The following is a 17789-nucleotide window of genomic DNA, read 5'->3' as shown; positions in this document are numbered from 1 at the left end:
CGTCCCGTCCTATTGTGGCGGTTGCCTCCGACAGTCAGACCGTCGGGTCCTCACCTGCGTCGATCGCCTTCCACTGATCAGCCGGGGTGACGGCCGGATCACGCTCGTACCTGAGCGTGGGACGGCGCCATCGGTGCGCCGTCAGCACGGCAACGATGCCCGCCGCGAGCAGCGCCACTCCCCCGGCCAGCGCCAGCCATGGCGCAGGTCCGGTGCTCAGGGTCACAGTGCCCGTGACGGCCTGGCTGAGTTCCGGCCGGAGCCTGCCCAGCTCGGCCACGTCAGGACGCACCTGGAGGGCCACTCCGACGGCTGCGGCGCCCATGAAGACGATCAGGCCGGAGATGACCCGGCGGAGCGCGGTACCGGCCAGTTTGGTGACGACAACGGCCACCACCGAGGCCAGGGCCAGCGTCACGGGCGCGCGGGTCACGTCGTAGCCGGTGAACTTCACCGGCAGCCGGCCGGTGCCGGGGTCGGCGATGGACCAGGTCAGGTAGGCCGAGAGGCCCAGCAGCACGAGCGCCACCAGGGCCAGCAGGTCCACCAGTCTTTGCGGGCGCATCAGACCTCGGAGAAGGTGCCGGCGACCGCGATCGCGTTGAGGACCGCGGCGGCCTTGGTGCGGCACTCCGCGTCCTCCGAGGCCGGGTCCGAGTCGGCGACGATGCCCGCGCCGGCCTGGACGTACGCCGTCGTGCCGCGGAGGACCGCAGTACGGATGGCGATCGCCGTGTCCGCGTCACCGGCGAAGTCGAGGTAGCCGACCACACCGCCATAGACGCCGCGGCGGGTGACCTCGAGCTTGTCGATGATCTCCATCGCGCGCGGTTTGGGTGCCCCCGACAACGTTCCGGCCGGGAAAGCAGCCGTGAGCGCGTCGAAGGCGGTCTTGCCCGCCTGCAGCCGGCCGGTGACGGTCGATTCGAGGTGCATCACGTGGCTGTAGCGGCGGACGTCCATGAAGTCGACCACCTCCACCGTGCCCGGCGCGCAGACCCGGCCGACGTCATTGCGGCCCAGATCGACGAGCATCAGGTGCTCGGCGCGCTCCTTGGCGTCCGCGCGCAGCTCCTCCTCCAGCGCCCGGTCCTCCTCCGGCGTCGCGCCGCGGGGGCGGGTGCCGGCGATCGGGTGCAGGATCACCTTGTTGTCGGTGACCTTGACCAGCGCCTCGGGGCTGGAGCCGACGATGTCGAAGCCGTCCAGGCGGACGAGGTACATGTACGGACTCGGGTTGGACCTTCTGAGCACCCGGTAGATGTCCAGGGCGCTCGCGGCCGTCTGCAGCTCGAATCGCTGCGAGACGACGATCTGGAACGCCTCCCCCGCCCGGATCTCCTCCTTGGCGGTCTCCACGGCCTCCCGGTACTCCGCGCTGGACCGCTGCCGATGCGGGTCTGGCAGCGCCAAGCGGTCGGCCCTGACGACGTACGACGGGGTCGGCTGCGCCAGATCGCGCTCCATCGCGTCGAGCCGGCGGACGGCGTCGGCGTACGACTCGTCGACGCGCTCGTCGGAGTCGTCCCAGTTGACCGCGTTCGCGATCAGCCAGATCTCGCCGGTCTCGTGGTCGAGCGCGGCCAGGTCGGTGGCGAACAGGAAGGTCAGCTCGGGCAGCCCGAGGTCGTCGATCGTTGTGTCCGGCAACTTCTCCAGCCGGCGGACGGCGTCGTACCCGAGGAAGCCGACCATGCCGCCGGTGAGCGGGGGCAGGTCGGGCAGTCGTGGGGTGTGTAGGATCTCCAGCGTCTCGCGCAGCGCCTTGAGCGGATCACCGGTCTGCGGCAGGCCGACCGGCGGGTTGCCGGTCCAGATCGCCTCGCCGTTGCGCTCGGTCAGGGTCGCCGCGCTGCGGACGCCGATGAACGAGTACCGCGACCAGACGCCGCCGTTCTCCGCCGACTCCAGCAGGAAGGTGCCCTCGCGCTCGGCGGCGAGCTTGCCGTAGACCCCGATCGGCGTCTCCGCGTCGGCCAGCAGCCGGCGCGTGACCGGGATGACCCGGCGGTCCTTGGCGTAGTCGCGGAAGGTCTCCAGGTCCGGAGAGTTCATGCCTTGACCCCGATCTCACCGTGCTCGAAGCAGCTGCGGGTGCCCGTGTGGCAGGCCGGGCCTTCCTGGTCCACCAGGACGAGCAGGGTGTCGGCGTCGCAGTCCACGAGGATCTGCTTCACGTGCTGCCGGTGGCCACTCGTCTCGCCCTTGACCCAGTACTCCTGCCGGCTCCTCGACCAGAACGTGCTCCGGCCGGTCTCGGCGGTCCGGCGGATGGCCTCGGCGTTCATCCAGCCGACCATCAGCACCTCGCGGGTGTCGTACTGCTGCACCACCGCGGGGATCAGGCCCGCCGCGTCGAAGGTGAGTTCCTCGGTGTCCACCGGTCCATTGTCTCGCACCTGGCGAGACACCTTGACCGCGCCCTGCTCAGCCGGTGCGAGCGGCGGCCGATCCTGACAGGATGGCGCAATGACCTCCAGTGTTGCCCGGGTACAGGGACTGTTGCAGGACCATCCGCTGGTCGACGGCCACAACGATCTCCCGATCGCCTTCTACGAGCTGGCCGAGTACGACCTCGACAAGTACGACCTGAGCATCTCGGTGCCGAAGCTGAACACCGATCTCCCCCGGCTGCGGCTCGGGCAGGTCGCGGCGCAGTTCTGGTCCTTGTGGGTGCCGCAGGACGCGGACTCGGTCCGGCGGACGTTCGAGCAGATCGATTTCGTGCACCGGATGGTGGCGCGTTTCCCGGAGGCCATGCAGCTAGCGGTCACCGCGGACAACGTCGACGCAGCCTTCAAGGAGCGCCGGATCGCCTCGCTGATGGGGATGGAGGGCGGCCACTCGATCGGTGAGTCGCTCGGCGTGCTGCGGGTGATGCGCTCGCTCGGCGTGCGGTACATGACGCTGACCCACAACAACAACGTCTCCTGGGCCGACTCGGCGACCGACGAGCCGGTGCTCGGCGGGTTGAACGGGTTTGGTGAAGACGTCGTCCGGGAGATGAACCGGATCGGCATGCTGGTCGACCTCTCGCACGTCTCGGCCGACACGATGCGGCACGCGCTGCGGGTGACGAGCGCGCCGGTGATCTTCAGCCACTCGTCGGCGCGTGCGGTCTGCGACGTACCGCGCAACGTGCCCGACGACGTCCTGCAGACGCTCAGCGGCAACGACGGCGTCTGCATGGTGACCTTCGTCCCGTACTTCGTGTCGCAGGCTTACGTCGACTGGGTGGCCGGCGCCCGCGAGGTGGCCGGTTCGCTCGACCTCGACCCGTTGGTGCCGGCGCAGCAGAAGAAGCTGAAGGAGGCGTACGACGTACCGAAGCCCCGGGTGACGCTGGAGGACGTGGTGGCGCACGTCGAGCACGTCCGCGAGGTGGCCGGCGTCGACCACATCGGGCTCGGTGGCGACTACGACGGCTGCCCGGAGTTCCCGGACGGGTTGCCGGACGTCGCGTCGTACCCGTCGCTCTTCTACGCCCTGGCCGACCGCGGCTGGAGCGACGAAGAGCTGGCAAAGCTTGCCGGCGGCAACATCCTCCGAGTGCTCCGCGCCGCCGACGACGTCGCCGGCTAGAAGATGCCGAGCTCGCCGCGGGTCCGCGGCGAGCGATCAGAAGTCACGGACCTGGTCGCGGGTCTGCGCCAACGGAGTGAAGCCTGCCGATTCGTAGGTGGCGACGGCTCCGACGTTGAAGCAGGGGGTCGCGACCAGCGCGCTCGACGACCCCAGCTCGCGGAGGGCCGCGGCCGCTGCAAGGGTGATCGCCTGGCCGTAGCCGCGGCCGCGGTAGTCACGGTGAACACCCATCGGCTCGAGCAGGCCGGGCTTGCCTTCGCCGGCTGACCAGACGGTCACGCCGGCGACGGCGGTGCCCTGTGCGTCGCGGCCGAGCAGGCAACGGGCGGTCGCGTACGGAGTACCGGCTGCCATTGCGTGCCAGCGGTCGTCGCTGAAGGTCGATCCGTCGAAGGATGCGCGCTGGATCGCCGTGCGCTCGGCCGCGTTCTCCGGTCCGACCGTCTCGATGGTGAGACCGCCGTCCTCGACCGGCTCGGCGAGATCGCGCCTGAGCGGCTGCCAAGGCTCGTCCAGCGTCCAGCCGTCCTTGCTGAGGATCTCCTGGATCACGCCGGTGGCCGGCGCCTCGAAGTACACCTTGCCCTCGATCAGCACTCCACGCTCAGGATCAGAACAGTCGTCGACGATCCGCCGGCTCAGCTCCTCGTCGCCGAGCGCCTCCGGCGCGAACGCCAACCTGAGCAGATCCGGCTCGTCGAGCATCCCGATCGCGACCGGCTCCCCGTCGCGCTCCCAGATCCGCACGGCTGCCGCCGCCCGCTCGCCCCCGAACCGCCAGAACCACCCGAGATCCCCCGGATGCAGCTGAAACACCCCAGCGTCGCTCTGCCACTCCGCCAGCTTCACCGCCGCACCCGCAAGCCCCGCAACGTCAGGCGTCCCCAACCAAATCGTCATACCGCCATCCCACACCACCCCACCCCCAACCCGCACCCGACTTACCCCCTCAGACCGACTTTGTGCTCCACCTGAGCGAATCGGCCGCGTCGATTTGCTCAGGTGGAGCACAAAGTCTGTCTGAAGGGTGGGTCGGGGGTGGTTGTCCACAGGGGTGGGGCGGTGGGGGTCGGGGGCGGGGAGGATCGGGGGGTGGAAAGGCTTCGGGGTGGGGTGCGAGAGGGGTTGAGGGCTGCGTTCGGTGAGCCGTTGCGGCATAGCGAGCTTCGGCAACTCGGGCTGGGCGATCACGACGTACAGCGACTGCTTCGCAACGGCGGTCTTCAGCGCGCCCACGGCAGGTACCTCGACGGGACCGGCAGCGCACGCCTGGCCGCGATCCGCTGTGCGTTGGCCGCACACCCGCGGTCGGTGGTCAGCCATCACACTGCGGCCGAGCTGAACGGCCTGCGCGTCTGGAGCGACGATTCCGCCTCGCGGGAGCTGTCCGATGCCGTCTGGCTCACCTGCAAGCCGGGTGCGGACCGGCGCAACAAGAAGCGCGACGACCTCGTACTACGCCGCGCCTCCTTGCCGTCCGCCGACCTGAGAACTCTCCAAGGCCTGCCGATCACCTCCATCGCACGGACCACCGTCGACCTCGCCCGCGAACTGCCTTTGCCCGAAGCAATCGTCACGGTCGACCACGCACTCGCCACTGAGGTCCGCCGCGAGGAGCTCGAGCTGGTCCTGCGCCGTCAACGGCGCTGGCCCGGCGTTCGCCGAGCGCAGTACGCGATCGCGTTCGGCGATCCCCGATCGGAGTCCGCGCTGGAGTCGATCGCCAGGGCGCTGTTCGAGCGAGCCGGTCTTCCGGCTCCCGTTCTGCAAGCACAGTTCTGGGAAGGTCAATGGTGGGCCGACGAGCGGGTCGACTTCTGGTGGCCGCAATTCCGGACGATCGTCGAAGCGGACGGGTTGGCGAAATTCGAGGCGCCGACGGTCAAGCAACGCCGGCGGATCCTGCGACGGGCCTTCGAGCGCGACCAGCGGCTCGCCGATCGCGATCTCGAGCTGGTCCATTTCGGTTGGGAGGACGCGGTACTTCGTCCGGCTGAACTCGCCGGGCGCCTGAAAGCCGCTTTCGCCCGCGGCAGCCGGCGTACCGGACCGCCCCCCACCTGGCGAACCGCAGACCCCAACGACCCCCACCACTGGCCGCGCCCCCAGGCCGCCGACCTCTACGCCGCGAGCTGACCACTTTGTGCTCCACCTGAGCGAATCAACCGCGGCCAGCTGCTCAGGTCGAGCACAAAGTCGTCGGCCGGGGCTGTTTGGGGATCGGGGGAAGGGGCACGGGGCGGGTTCATCGCAATCGATGCTAGGAGAAGCAAGTGCTTACCCTGACTGAGAACGCCACTCTGGTGATCAAGAGCATCACGGGCGTCGAGGGCGCTCCCGAGGGTGCCGGGGTCCGGATCTCGCAGGAGAACCCGGCCGACCCCGCGCTGGCCGTCACCACCACCGAGTCCCCCGCCAAGGGCGACCAGGTCGTCGAGGAGGCCGGCGCCCGCGTCTTCCTGGAGCCCAACGCCGCAGCCGCCCTGGACGACAAGATCCTCGACGCAGCAGTAGACGACAAGGGCGGCGTCGAATTCCTCCTCGTCCCGCAACCCGGTGCCGCGCACTAAAGCTTCACCCAACAAGATTTGAGCGGTCGGCCAAGCCGACCGCTCAAGTTTTGTTTAGAGGGCTGATCGTTGGGCTATCCAGCTGTCGTGTAGGTGGGTGTAGATGCCGCCGGCGGTGACCAGTTCGGCATGGGGGCCTCGCTCGACGATGCGGCCGTTGTCGAAGACGAGGACTTCGTCGGCTGCTTCGGCGGTGGAGAGGCGGTGGGCGATGGTTACCGAGGTGCGGCCGGTCATCAGGCGTTCCAGAGCGGCGTTGACTCGGACTTCGGTGCCGGGGTCTACGGCTGAGGTGGCTTCGTCCAGGACCAAGAGGTCTGGGTCGGCGATGTTGGCTCGGACCAGGGCGACCAGTTGGCGTTCGCCGGCTGAGAGGGATTCGCCTCGTTGGCCCACCGGAGAGTCGAGGCCATCGGGGAGGGATTCGAGCCAGTCGGTGAGGCCTAGGGACTCGAAGGCATCCAGGAGCTGGGCGTCGGTGACGTCTGGCCGCCCGAAGCGGACGTTGTCGGCCAGGGACGAGTCGAAGAGGTAGCCGTCCTGGGGCACCATCACGACTCGTTCGCGCAGGGAGGCGAAGGCGATTTCGCGAGCGTTCACACCGTCGAGCAGGACGGCGCCGGACGTCGGGTCCATCAAGCGGGTGAGCAGTTTGGCGAAGGTTGTCTTGCCTGAGCCGGTCTCGCCGACGACCGCTACCCGGCGATGGGGTTCCAGCCGGACGTCAACGTCACGTAGTACCAGCTCTCCGTCCGGATAGGCGAAGTTCACGTCGCGGAACTCGACCGTCACCGGCCCGCGCGACTGATGCACGCCGGCCTCGCCCGGGTCGACGACATCGGCCGGAGTCGCGATCACGCCGAGCACCCGCCGCCAACCGGCGAAGGCGCTCTGCGCGTCGGTCAGTACCTGCGTCGCGATCTGCACCGGATCGGAGAACAACGCCACCAGGAACATGAACGCCAAGATCTCGCCCAGCGTCGCATGCCCGTCCACCCCGAGCAGCACACCCGCAGTCAGTACGCCGGCATTCGCCAACCCCGCCGCCAGCCCGCCGATCGAGAATGTGATCCCCGTGATCGCCTGCGCCTTGGTCGCCGTCTTGCGGTAGTCCTCGATCGACGCGTCGATCCGCTCCTGCGTCCGCTTCTCGATCGCGTACGCGCGCACGACCTGCGCCCCGACGACCGGCTCGGCGATCGCCGACAACATCTCCCCCACCTTCGCCCGCACCACGCCATAGGCCGCGGACATCAACCGCTGCAGGTACTTCAGGCTGGCGAACAACGGCAGGAAGCAGATCAGCACGACCAGCGCCAACTGCCACGAGTACACGAACATCACCACGGTCGCCAGCAACATCTGCCCGATGCTGACCAGGAAGATGAACCCGCCGAACTGCAGGAACTGCGACACCGTGTCCACATCGGACGTCACCCGGCTGACCAGCGCACCCCGCCGCTCGGTGCTCTGCGTCAGTACCGGCAGGTCATGCACATGCCGGAACGCCTTGATCCGCATCGTCGCCAGCCCGCGCTCGGAGTTCGTCGCCAGCCGCACAGTCGTCAGGTACGACGCAAACGCCGTCACCAGCACGCCGCCGAAGCATGCCAAACACATCCACGCCACGAACGACATGTCCGGCCCGCCAGGACCCGACAACCCCTTGTCGATCGTCTGCTGCACAGCGATCGGTACGACGATCCGCCCGCCGGTCATCGTCAGCGCAAGCAACCCGGTGATCCACCAGCCACGCGCCAGCTCCGGCGACACCCGCAACCCTTGGCGGAGTGTCTCCAGCCCGCCTGCGTTGTCGCCGGCATCGAGTCGGCTGGACGATACGGCGCTCACCTGGACGCTCCTTCGGAGTCGAGATCATCGAGTTCTGCTTCGAGGGCGGCCTCTTCCTCACGCCGCGCCGCATCCTTCTCGTACGCGTCGACCAGATCCCGGTACGCCGCCGAGCGCTCCTGCAACTCGACATGCGTCCCCTGGTCGGCGATCCGCCCTTCGTCCAGGAACAACACCTCATCGGCCAGCGCGATCGTCGCCTTGCGATAGGCGATCACCAGCACCGTCGTCGCAGCCTCATCCCCCTGTACTGCGGTCCGCAGCCCAGCCAGGATCCGTGCCTCGACCTGCGGATCGACCGCACTGGTCGCGTCGTCGAGAATCAGCAACCGCGGCCGGCGTACCAGCGCCCGGGCCAGCGCGATCCGCTGCCGCTGCCCACCGGACAACGTCGTACCGCGCTCCCCCACCTTCGTGTCGAGCCCATGCGGCAAGGACTTCACGAACCCGTCGCCCTGCGCGATCCGCAAGGCGTCCCACACATCCTCGTCGGAGTACTCCCCGCCGAGCGTGATGTTCCCGCGAATCGTGTCGTCGAAGAGCCAAGCGGTCTGCGCCACCAACGCAACGGACCCCGCCAGCTCGTCGCGAGCCAGCTCCCGCAGATCCAGCCCGTCGACTGCGACCGCCCCCTCCTCGGGATCGACCAGCCGGGTGAGCATCGTCGTCAACGTCGACTTGCCGGACCCCGTCGGCCCGACCACAGCCACCGTTCGCCCGGGCTCGACCACGAAGTCGACTCCCGCGAGCACATCGCGATCCGGCAGATACCCGAACCGCACATCAGTCACCTCGAGCCGAGCCGCCGACGCTGCCGTCAGTCGCAGCGACCCGTACTCCATCCCGCCCTCGGCCTTGAGCACCCGCTGCACCCGATCCCAGCCGACCACCGACCGCGGCAGCTCACCGAGCACCCAGCCCAACGCCCGGATCGGGAACCCGATCAGCGTGAACAAGAACGCCACCTGCACCACGTCACCCGCGTCAGCCGCACCCGAGCGAACCCGCCCGACCCCGACCAGCAACACCGCCAGTACGCCGACGCGCGGCAACCCCTCGATCACCGGGTCGAACGCGCCACGAGCCCTGTTGACCGCGATGTTCGCGTCCCGCAGCGCATTCGTCGGCCCGCGGAAGCGCTCGGTCTCTGCCGCCTCACGCCCCAACGTCTTGACCACGAGCGCGCCATCGAAGGACTCGTGCGCGACCTCGGACACATCCGCGCGAAGCTCCTGAGCGCGGGTGGCGAGCGGCTGTAGGGTGCGCTGGAAGATCACGTTCGCGACGAAGACCAGCGGGAAGACCAGGCAGCCGACCAGCGCGAGCCAGACGTCGGCGGCGAACATCGCGGCGATCGCGAAGCCGAGCATCGCGATCACGCCGACGGCCATCGGCAGCGGGGCGATCGGATACCAGGTCGACTCGACGTCCGCGTTGGCGTTGGACAGCAACTGACCGGTCGGATGCTTGTGGTGCCACTCCAGCGGCAGCTTCAGGTACTGCCGGGTGACGCGCTGCCGGTACGTCGCCTGCAGCCGGAACTGCATGACGCCGGCCCCGATCCGCCGGCCGACGACACCGATGGCGCGCAGGATCGCGATCCCGAGGAACAACGCGATCAGCGACGCGACCGCACCGAAGGTGGTGTCACCCCGCTCCAGCGCCGGCCGGATCACGTGATCGGTCGCCCAGCCGAGCCCCCAGCCGTCGGCGACCGTCATCGCGCCGTAGAGCATGCTCGCGGCCACCGACCAGGTGAACACCCACGGCTCTTCCCAGATCGCCACTCGCAGGACCGCGAACCCTCGCCGGGTCACGCTCCCCTTGCTGGGAACCTTCGGCTGTGGCACGCAGACATCCTTCGAACGACACTGTCAGGACCGTAGCCAGCCACGAAGCTGACAACGATTGACATTCTGCCATTGGATTCCGACAGTTACGATCGAGTTGTGACCGACTACAGCAAGGTAGAACGACTCGTCCTGTGTGACCTGTTCGACCAAGTCGGGCCCGATCAGCCGACGCTGTGCGAAGGATGGACGACTTTCGATCTCGCGGCCCATCTGTACGTCCGGGAGAACGATCCGATCGCGCAGCCGGGCATCATGATCGCCGGGCTGGCCGACACCACCGCTCGCCGGATGGAGCAGGCGAAGTCGAAGTACGGCTTCACCGGGGTCGTCGACAAGGTCCGCAACGGTCCGCCGCGGCTCTCGATCTACGGCATCCCGGGGATCGGGCACAACCTCAACACCACCGAGTACCTCGTGCACCACGAGGACGTCCGCCGCGCGGTCCCCGACTTCACCGTCCGGGCGCTGCCCGCGGAGCAGCAGGACGGGCTGTGGCGGCAAGTGAAGGTCGCTGCCAAGTCGATGACCCGCAAGGCTCCGACCGGGCTCGTACTACGCCTGCCGGACGGCAGTGAGTCCGTCGCCAAGAAGCCCACCGCCGACGGCTCGGTCACGATCACCGGTGAGCCGGTCGAGCTGGTCCTGTTCTGCTTCGGCCGCCAGCAGGTTGCCCAGGTCAGCCTGGACGGCGAGCCGAGCGCAGTCGAGCGCCTCCAAGCAGCGTCTTTCGGGATGTAGCCGGTCCCAGCCGGCGGGGCCGCTGTTGCTGGCTCAGTCGGTGACCGGCTCGCCCGTCGGCTGCTTCGCCGCGGCCGACTTCTTCCGCCAGCGCTGGATCAGGCTGCTGACCACCGTGGTCAGCAGCACCAGCGCGATCGCCGCCACCACACCCTGCCAAGGCTTCGGGAACAACGCATACCCGAGCAACCCGATCGCCATGTAGACGACCGCCCACAACGACGACGAGATCAGATCCACGACCGCGAACCGGTGCCACCGATACCCCGCCAGCCCGGCCGCCAGCAGCACCGGCACCCGGCCACCGGGAATCAGCCGCGACGTCAGCAACACGGTGATCTCATGCTCGGCCAGCCGCACCCGCAACGCATCGAGCGACGCGTTGTTCCGCAGCCACCCGACCCGTTGGGCCAGCTTCTCCCCGCCCGCCCGGCACGCCGCGTACACGATCAGGTCGCCCACATACGCACCACCGGCACCGGCGATCAGTACGCCCACCAGCCCGATCGGATTGCTGTGCGAGGCCAGCACCGCACCCGCCGACACCGCGGCACCGGTCGGCAGGATCGGCAGCACCGCACCGATCAGCACCGCACCGGCCAGCGCTGCCAGGTAGACCCACCCGAAGTCATCACTCAACATTGGTCGACTCTCCTGGCACCAGCAGCTCCACCTCGACGGCGGGATCCACCTGGCCCATCTCCTTCTTGAACTCTTCCCCCGGCGGCAGGAACAGGTCCGGCCGCAGCCGATCGCACCCGATCGGCCAGAACGTCCCGAAGTGCACCGGGATCGCGATCCGCGCGCCGACCCGTCGCACCGCCTCGGCGGCCCGGACGGGATCGAGGTGGCCCGGGCCCAGCGACGGACCCCAGCCGCCGACGGGTACGAGCGCGAGATCCACGGGCGACACCTCGGCCGCCATGCCGTCGTACAGGTCGGTATCACCGGCGAACCAGACACTCGGCGAGCCCTCGACCCGGAAGCCGAGGGCCGGTCCGCGATGGGCGGACCAGGGCAGCCGCCGGCCGTCGTGGTCGGCGGTCACGACGGTGATGTCGAGTTTGCCGATCCGCAGTTGATTGCCGGGGGCAACCTCGATGCAGCGGTCCGAGTAGAACGAGCCGCTGTGCGAGTCGATCAGCTTGGCCGCGCCCCGGGGGACGACGAGCGCGGCGTCCGGCGAGACCTTCGGCAGCGACGTCAGATGCAGATGGTCGGCATGCAGATGCGACACCAGTACCGCGTCACACCGGCCGGCCTCCGCGGTCGGCGCGGGGCCGCGGCGACGCCGGACGTGCGCGATCCGAGAAGTCAGCACCGGGTCCGTGAGGAGCCTGGTGCCTTCCGACTCGATGGTGGTGGTGCTGTGACCCCACCAGGTGATCCGCACTCTCAGGCCTCCACGCTTGCATCCGACGGACTCTCCACCCGTGCCTCCTCGGGCTTGCGCTGGCCGAGCTGGTCGAGCCAGCTGATCAGGAGGCGGTGTACCGCGTCGGAGCCTACGGGTGGCTCGTCGACGACCCAGCGGCGCGGGTGCACCAGGACGGCCTCGGTCTGCCAGCCGCCGATCCCGCCGTGACAGCCGACCAGCTCCTCGAACGCCGCCACCTCCCGGGTGTACTCGTCGAGCCGGCTGATCACCACGATGTCCCCGTTGTGCGGCATCTCGGCCTGCCGGAGCATCGACGCCACCGCCATCGGACCGTACGGCTCCAGCGGATCGATACCCTCGACCCGCCCTGAGCGCAGTACGTGGACGCCGGCCCGGCCGATCGCGACCGGCCCTTCGGCGAGCGTCTCCACGACCACGAACCCGATCCCGGGATGCGTCGCCAGGCCCGGGATCAGCCGCGGGTGGAGCAGCTCGATCTCCTCCAGCGGCACCCGCCCCGGGGTCCTGGCCAGGTAGATCAGGGCCAGGTTGCCCGACGCCGTGACGATCATCTGTTCGTCGGCCGCGATCGGCGGCTCGCAGTCGGCCGGCCCGAGCTCGACCTCGCCCCGGGCGGCCTTGCCGTGCAGCGCCTTGCGGGTCACCTTGCCGCCCACACTCGTCCGCATGGTCAGCTCGGTCAGGAACGCGTTGACCGGCCCCCAGCCCTCGGACCGGCCGGTCGCCGCCACCGGCTGCTTGGTGGTGTCGACCAGGTCGTCGACGACCTGCGTGAGCGTCCGTCCGTACCGCTGCAGGAAGGTCGAGCCCTGGCTCTGACCGTGGTCGGACAGGACCACGATCTCGTACGAGTGCGGCAGGATGTCGATGATCCGCTGGAGCGCGCCGAGCACCCGGTCGAGTCCTTCGAGCGTCTGCAGCGACTCGGGGCGGGTCGGTCCGGCGTGGTGGGCGACCTCGTCGTAGTCGACGAAGTCGCAGTAGATCGCCGGGGTGCCCTTGACCAGCTCGTCGGTGATCAGCGAGACGTTCAGGTCACGCAGCAGGACGTTGGAGATGGCCCGGAGGAAGATGTACGACCCGCCGCGGTTGACCCGCGGTACCAGGTTGCGAACCCGTTGCCGACGGGCCTGGTGGAGTTCCTTGACCATCTCGGCGAGACAGAGCACCAGCCCACGGGCAGCACCCTGCGGGCTGGAGAAGAACCGGACGTACCCACGGCTGCGACCGGTCGGCAGCGCCGCCCGGCTGAAGACCAGCTCGCATTTGTCAGCGTCACCCGACCAGTTGTTGCTGATGCTCGCACCACCATCGGCAAGCAGCCCGCGGCCGGTGGACATCCGCGCCTCGATCTCGGCGGCGTCCCGGGCGCGGTTGGTCACCATCACCCGGCCGGTCTCCTTCTCGTACCACCGGAAGGCCGGGATCTGGCCGGATCCACCGTGCAGGATGCCCGCCTGGCTGGCCGGCGTGGTCGCCGGTACGCCGGTATGCCACTCGACCATCGAATGGCGCCCCTCCCGGACCCACCCACCCAGATGCGGCAGGTTGCCCGACATCACCATCCAGTTGAGCAGCGGCGCCGACAGCCCGTCGATCTGGATGATCAGCAGCCCGGTCTTGGGCGCCGCCTCGATCCGGCGCGCCCGGCGCCGGACGACGCGCATCAGCTCGGACACGTAAGCGTCGTCACTGCCCGCATACGCGATCCAGCCGACAAGGGCGCTGACCGAGGACATCACGATCGACACCACCAGCGCCGCCTCGGGACCGCCGTGCAGGTGCACGCCCGGATCGATCGTGACCCCGAGGTAGACGACCGCGAACTGGCTCAGCAGCCCGCCGACCAGCACCCCGACCGAGCCGATCAGGACCGCGATCCCGGCCAGGATCCAGCGCACGATCAACCCGATCACCGCGAGGATCACGACCAGCCGCAGGATCGGCCACGCGCCGTCACTGCTGCTGATCTGCGGCAGCGTCCAGAAGGTGATCAGGAGCGAGACCAGCGAAGCGAGCCCGCCGAGGATCATCGCCTGCAGGCCACGAGTGGTACGGCGCAGGTCCAGCCAGACCGGCCTGCGCTGCCGCCGATCGCTGGAGACCTGCTCGGGTGGTTTAGCCATCAGGTACTTCGAACTCCCCGTTCGCCCATTACTGCCACTCTGAGCCTACGAGGCCACCCACCAACCGCCCACTCCGCCACACCCCGGACTTTCCCCGACCGTCACCTCAGGGTTACTGGAGCTCGAAGTAGTCCACCTCCGCGTAGAGGTCACCCTTGGTGAGGCGGACGGTGTTCCAGCCTGCATTCAGAGTGATCGGTACGGACGCCTGGTGCCAGTTGTCCCAACCAGTGGCCGGGTAGCTGACCGAGCCCTGGCCGTTGCCGTTGACAACCACCCCGTGACTGGCCGTCGCGCCCATGCCGTTCGCGTAGCCGACGGAGAGCGTGTAGCCGCCCGCTGACGGCGCGAACACGGAGACCTGGACCCACGAGTCCGCATAGTCGATGTACGCCGCGACCGCACCCTGCGATGCTCCGGCAGCCCCAGTACGGACCGAGCAGTGGTTGAGGGTGCCGCGCTCGGCCTCGGTACGGACCCGACTGCCCCGGACCACCGGGAAGTCGTTGGCCCAGCCAAGGTCCGCGACGTACAGATGTCTTGAGCCGTTGACCCAGCCATGCAGGAACACCTTGTCGCCGACGAAGTCAGCGCCGCCGGGACCGCAGACGTGGTTGTCGAAGCTGGCCGTGGTCATCAGGGGGCGGAAGGCCGTCGTCCACGGGCCGGTGAGGCTGGGCGAGGTCGCGTACGAGGTCAGGTAGTTGCAGTCGTTGTAGCCGCCGCCGGAGTAGAAGAGCACGAACTGACTCCCCCGCTGGACCAGGTCCGGCGCCTCGATCACGCCGCTCGAGGTCAGCATTGCGGTGTTGCCACCGGTGAGAGCCGTGCCGTTGTTCGTAGTCCGGGTGAGCCAGAGGGTGGACGGCTGGCCGATCGCGTTGCCGTCGTTCTTCCAGGTCAGGTACCGAGTGCCGTCATTGGCCACGAAGGTGTTGGCGTCGATGGCGCCGCCCTTGTCGAGCGGGCAGATCAGCGGCTGGCTGCCGACCGGGGTGAACGGGCCGAGTGCCGAGCTCGAGGTGGCGACGCCGATGCATTGACGACCGGATGACTTGTGCCAGGCGGTGTAGGTGAGGGTGAAGCTGCCGTCCGGGTTCGGGTAGACGTCCGGCGCCCAGGTACGTCCGGCCTGTGCCCAGCTCGCCGACGGGCCGCCGGGCATCGCGTCGCCACGGATCGTCCAGGGGCCGTTGGCGCTCGGCGCGGAGGCGACCGGGACGTGGCCGCGGCCGTTGTTGGTCGAGTACGCGTACCAGGTGCCGTTCTTCTGGAAGACGTCCGGATCGGGGAAGTCCTCACCGATGATGTCGGCTGGGAAAGCCGCTGCGGTCACGCGTTGAACGGCGGCCTGGGCGGGTGGCATCAGCACGGTCAGGGGCAGGGCTAGGGCGGCGATCGCCGCGAGGACTCTGCTGCGCATGAGGGCTCCTCAGGTGGGGCGGTACCTGTGCGACCACTTTTACATCGATTCACCTGAGAATCGAGAGCTGGAAATTATTTCGATCCATTGACACCAGGATCTTCACCGTGGAAATTGCTTCCACATGGACGACATCGACATCCTGCACCGGTTGCGCGAGCTGAGGCCCGCGATGGGCGGCGCGCTGGTCCGGATCGCCGACTTCCTGCTGGCCGAGCCGGCCGAGGCCGCGCGGCTCACGATCACCGACCTCGCGGATCGCACCGGTACGTCTCCTGGCACCGTCACCCGCTTCTGCCACACCGCCGGGCTGTCCGGGTTCGCCGCGCTCAAGGTCGCGCTCGCCGAGCAGGTCGGCCGCTCCGGCGCGAGTCGCTGGCGCACGGACATCGGTCGGGAGATCGAGCCGGCCGACGACCTCGACCAGGTGCTCAAGGTGATCGTCGCCGCCAACACCCAGGCGTTGCTGAGCACCGCGGACCAGCTCGACCTGGCTGCCATCGACCAGGTCGCCAGGGCGATCACCGAAGCACGCGGCATCCATCTCTTCGGCGTCGGTACCAGCGCCATCACCGGGGACGAGCTGCGGATCCGGTTGCAGCGGATCGGTTTCGCCTGCTGGCTCTGGCCGGAGGTCCACGGCGCTCTCACCGCGGTCGCCCTGGCCGACGAGCGCGACCTGGTGATCGGCATCTCTCACTCAGGCCAGATCACCGAAACCATCGACGTACTCCGAGCAGCCCGCGGCACCCAGACGGTCGCCATCACCAACGACCGATCCTCGACCCTCGCCGCCGAGGCCGACCTGATCCTCACCACAGCCCAAACCGGCGCCGCCCCCGCCGACGCCCTGGCCGACCGCCACGCCCAGTTCCTCGTCCTCGATGTCCTCTACACCCGAGTCGCCCAGCTCAACCACACCCGCACCCTCACCGCCCTGGAAACCACCGCCGCCGCCATCGACCCCCACCGCACCCCCAAACCCAAACGCCGCCGCCCCCCGCCCACCTGAAGGAGCCCCATGGCCCACCATCCCACCCGCCGTTCCGTCCTCGGCGGACTCGTTGCCCTAGGCACCGGTATTGCAGCAGTCCCGCCAACCTTCGCCGCCCGCTGCCCGACCGACCAGTCCTCGGCAGCTGCCTTCACCTTCCTGGCCGAGAAGATCGACCAGTACGGCACCGGCACCACCCTGCGCGTCCCGCAGAGCTACACCGGCGGCTTCTTCGCCGACCTCAACTTCGTCTCCTCGTTCCTCTACGACGACGCCCTCACCGTCATGGCGTTGATCCGCGAGGGCTCCGCAGCTCAACTGACGCGAGCCAAGATGCTTGGCGACGTCTTCCTCTACGTCCAGCAGCACGACCCGATCGGCGACGGACGGACCCGGGCGTCATACCAGCCCAACCCGCTGATCACCGCCGACGGCTCGCCCTACATCGGCTCCCCCGCCGCCTACTCCGGCAACCAGGCCTGGGTCGGCATGGCCCTTTGCCACCTGTACCAACGCACCGGCCAACGGAAGTACCTGACCGGCGCCCTCACCGCCGCGAACTGGATCCAGTCGAAGACCTGGTCATCGGCCGGCATCCCCGGCTACACCGGCGGCCGCAGCGCCGACGACCAGCCGCTCACCTTCAAGGCGACCGAACACAACATCGATATCGGCGCGTTCTTCGCGATGCTCGCCCAGCAGACCGGCGACCGGGTCTGGTCGAGCCGTTCCAAGCAGGCGTTCGCCTTCGTCCGCGCGATGTGGGACAACCCCGGCCGGATGCTCTGGACCGGCACCAACCCCGACGGCGTGACGATCAACCACTACCCGATCCCCGCCGACGTCCAGGTCTGGGCCTACCTCGCCACCCGTGACGCCCGCTACAGCCAGGCCGTCGACTGGGTGATCACCAACCTGGCGGCAACCGACGGTGGCTTCACCGGTATCAGCTTCAGCAACACCGACACGAGCAAGGTCTGGTTCGAAGGCACTGCCCACCTGGTCACCGCGCTCAAGGTCCGTCGCGCTCCCGGCGACCAGGCCCGGATCAACACCTACCTGGCCAGCCTCCGCGACGCTCAGCTCCGGGCCCCCAACGCAGACGGGAAGGGCATCGTCTCAGCTTCGTCCGACGGCCTCGACACCGGCTTCGGCGACCTGTACTACGCGTCGCTGCACACCGGCGCCACGGCCTGGTACCTGCTGGCCGCCACCGGTACCAACGCGTTCGTCCTCTGACGACCCAACCG

The 17789-nt window shown here is 68.8% G+C and carries 16 protein-coding genes; 6 read left to right on the top strand and 10 right to left on the bottom strand.

Annotated features, from left to right (window positions below; translation table 11 throughout):
* Window positions 1–34 precede the first annotated feature (34 nt).
* From AB0M15_RS15280 to hisI, 3 genes are read right to left on the bottom strand one after another with little or no spacing between them, the layout of a single operon-like run.
* Window positions 35–565 (bottom strand): Trp biosynthesis-associated membrane protein, encoded by a 531-nt coding sequence (locus AB0M15_RS15280; protein WP_363818225.1) that lies wholly within the window; start codon window positions 563–565, stop codon window positions 35–37.
* Window positions 565–2055 carry an anthranilate synthase component I gene (locus AB0M15_RS15275; protein ID WP_363818223.1) on the bottom strand — a complete coding sequence of 497 codons (1491 nt, stop codon included), beginning with the start codon at window positions 2053–2055 and terminating at the stop codon, window positions 565–567. Before AB0M15_RS15275 ends, AB0M15_RS15280 begins: the two co-directional genes overlap by 1 nt.
* A complete protein-coding gene (hisI, locus tag AB0M15_RS15270) occupies window positions 2052–2381 on the bottom strand; it encodes a phosphoribosyl-AMP cyclohydrolase (protein ID WP_363818220.1) in 330 nt (109 codons plus the stop codon). The genes AB0M15_RS15275 and hisI overlap by 4 nt, the downstream gene beginning before the upstream one ends.
* Window positions 2382–2469: 88 nt before the next feature.
* On the opposite strand from hisI, the gene AB0M15_RS15265 reads away from it, so the two are divergent.
* Entirely contained in the window at window positions 2470–3582 is a 1113-nt protein-coding gene (locus AB0M15_RS15265; protein ID WP_363818217.1) for a dipeptidase, read from the top strand.
* Window positions 3583–3618: 36 nt separating this feature from the next.
* On the opposite strand, the gene AB0M15_RS15260 is transcribed toward AB0M15_RS15265, so the two are convergent.
* Window positions 3619–4485 carry a GNAT family N-acetyltransferase gene (locus AB0M15_RS15260; RefSeq protein WP_363818215.1) on the bottom strand — a complete coding sequence of 289 codons (867 nt, stop codon included), beginning with the start codon at window positions 4483–4485 and terminating at the stop codon, window positions 3619–3621.
* Window positions 4486–4677: 192 nt separating this feature from the next.
* Between AB0M15_RS15260 and AB0M15_RS15255 the strand changes: the two genes are divergently transcribed.
* Both AB0M15_RS15255 and AB0M15_RS15250 read left to right on the top strand, forming a co-directional pair.
* On the top strand, window positions 4678–5721 hold the full coding sequence (locus AB0M15_RS15255) for a hypothetical protein (RefSeq protein ID WP_363818214.1): 1044 nt from the start codon (window positions 4678–4680) through the stop codon (window positions 5719–5721).
* Between the two features lie 137 nt (window positions 5722–5858).
* A complete protein-coding gene (locus AB0M15_RS15250) occupies window positions 5859–6155 on the top strand; it encodes a Fe-S cluster assembly protein HesB (RefSeq protein ID WP_363818211.1) in 297 nt (98 codons plus the stop codon).
* Window positions 6156–6209: 54 nt separating this feature from the next.
* On the opposite strand, the gene AB0M15_RS15245 is transcribed toward AB0M15_RS15250, so the two are convergent.
* Window positions 6210–8006: an ABC transporter ATP-binding protein gene (locus AB0M15_RS15245; RefSeq protein WP_363818209.1), complete on the bottom strand. Its 1797-nt coding sequence runs from the start codon at window positions 8004–8006 to the stop codon at window positions 6210–6212.
* The gene (locus tag AB0M15_RS15240) at window positions 8003–9856 is read right to left on the bottom strand and encodes an ABC transporter ATP-binding protein (protein ID WP_363818207.1); all 1854 of its coding nucleotides are present in this window, start codon (window positions 9854–9856) and stop codon (window positions 8003–8005) included. The genes AB0M15_RS15245 and AB0M15_RS15240 overlap by 4 nt, the downstream gene beginning before the upstream one ends.
* Window positions 9857–9955: 99 nt before the next feature.
* Here AB0M15_RS15240 and AB0M15_RS15235 point away from each other — a divergent pair, with 99 nt between their 5' ends.
* Complete coding sequence (locus AB0M15_RS15235) at window positions 9956–10597, top strand: TIGR03085 family metal-binding protein (protein WP_363818205.1); 642 nt, start codon at window positions 9956–9958, stop codon at window positions 10595–10597.
* A 33-nt stretch (window positions 10598–10630) separates the two neighbouring features.
* Here the strand turns inward: AB0M15_RS15235 and AB0M15_RS15230 are convergent, their stop codons facing one another.
* From AB0M15_RS15230 to AB0M15_RS15215, 4 genes are all read right to left on the bottom strand, one after another.
* Window positions 10631–11239 carry a VTT domain-containing protein gene (locus AB0M15_RS15230; RefSeq protein ID WP_363818203.1) on the bottom strand — a complete coding sequence of 203 codons (609 nt, stop codon included), beginning with the start codon at window positions 11237–11239 and terminating at the stop codon, window positions 10631–10633.
* Entirely contained in the window at window positions 11229–11990 is a 762-nt protein-coding gene (locus tag AB0M15_RS15225; protein WP_363818201.1) for an MBL fold metallo-hydrolase, read from the bottom strand. The genes AB0M15_RS15230 and AB0M15_RS15225 overlap by 11 nt, the downstream gene beginning before the upstream one ends.
* A gap of 2 nt (window positions 11991–11992) precedes the next feature.
* Window positions 11993–14122, bottom strand: a complete 2130-nt coding sequence (locus AB0M15_RS15220) for an alkaline phosphatase family protein (RefSeq protein WP_363818198.1) — start codon at window positions 14120–14122, stop codon at window positions 11993–11995.
* A gap of 112 nt (window positions 14123–14234) precedes the next feature.
* On the bottom strand, window positions 14235–15545 hold the full coding sequence (locus tag AB0M15_RS15215) for a family 43 glycosylhydrolase (protein WP_363818196.1): 1311 nt from the start codon (window positions 15543–15545) through the stop codon (window positions 14235–14237).
* Between the two features lie 124 nt (window positions 15546–15669).
* On the opposite strand from AB0M15_RS15215, the gene AB0M15_RS15210 reads away from it, so the two are divergent.
* On the top strand, window positions 15670–16557 hold the full coding sequence (locus AB0M15_RS15210) for a MurR/RpiR family transcriptional regulator (protein WP_363818193.1): 888 nt from the start codon (window positions 15670–15672) through the stop codon (window positions 16555–16557).
* Window positions 16558–16566: 9 nt separating this feature from the next.
* Window positions 16567–17778 carry a hypothetical protein gene (locus tag AB0M15_RS15205; RefSeq protein ID WP_363818190.1) on the top strand — a complete coding sequence of 404 codons (1212 nt, stop codon included), beginning with the start codon at window positions 16567–16569 and terminating at the stop codon, window positions 17776–17778.
* The last annotated feature ends 11 nt before the right edge of the window (window positions 17779–17789 follow it).

The sequence above is a fragment of the Kribbella sp. NPDC051718 genome, assembly GCF_040681515.1.
In the GTDB taxonomy this organism is placed as follows: domain Bacteria; phylum Actinomycetota; class Actinomycetes; order Propionibacteriales; family Kribbellaceae; genus Kribbella.
This window is presented reverse-complemented; position numbering and strand designations above follow the sequence as displayed.

Coding starts and splice junctions, on each gene's coding strand:
- AB0M15_RS15275 (WP_363818223.1), bottom strand. CDS start 2,055: ATGAACTCTCCGGACCTGGAGACCTTCCGCGACTACGCCAAGGACCGC.
- AB0M15_RS15220 (WP_363818198.1), bottom strand. CDS start 14,122: ATGGCTAAACCACCCGAGCAGGTCTCCAGCGATCGGCGGCAGCGCAGG.
- AB0M15_RS15265 (WP_363818217.1), top strand. CDS start 2,470: ATGACCTCCAGTGTTGCCCGGGTACAGGGACTGTTGCAGGACCATCCG.
- AB0M15_RS15205 (WP_363818190.1), top strand. CDS start 16,567: ATGGCCCACCATCCCACCCGCCGTTCCGTCCTCGGCGGACTCGTTGCC.
- AB0M15_RS15210 (WP_363818193.1), top strand. CDS start 15,670: ATGGACGACATCGACATCCTGCACCGGTTGCGCGAGCTGAGGCCCGCG.
- AB0M15_RS15215 (WP_363818196.1), bottom strand. CDS start 15,545: ATGCGCAGCAGAGTCCTCGCGGCGATCGCCGCCCTAGCCCTGCCCCTG.
- AB0M15_RS15260 (WP_363818215.1), bottom strand. CDS start 4,485: ATGACGATTTGGTTGGGGACGCCTGACGTTGCGGGGCTTGCGGGTGCG.
- AB0M15_RS15230 (WP_363818203.1), bottom strand. CDS start 11,239: ATGTTGAGTGATGACTTCGGGTGGGTCTACCTGGCAGCGCTGGCCGGT.
- AB0M15_RS15280 (WP_363818225.1), bottom strand. CDS start 565: ATGCGCCCGCAAAGACTGGTGGACCTGCTGGCCCTGGTGGCGCTCGTG.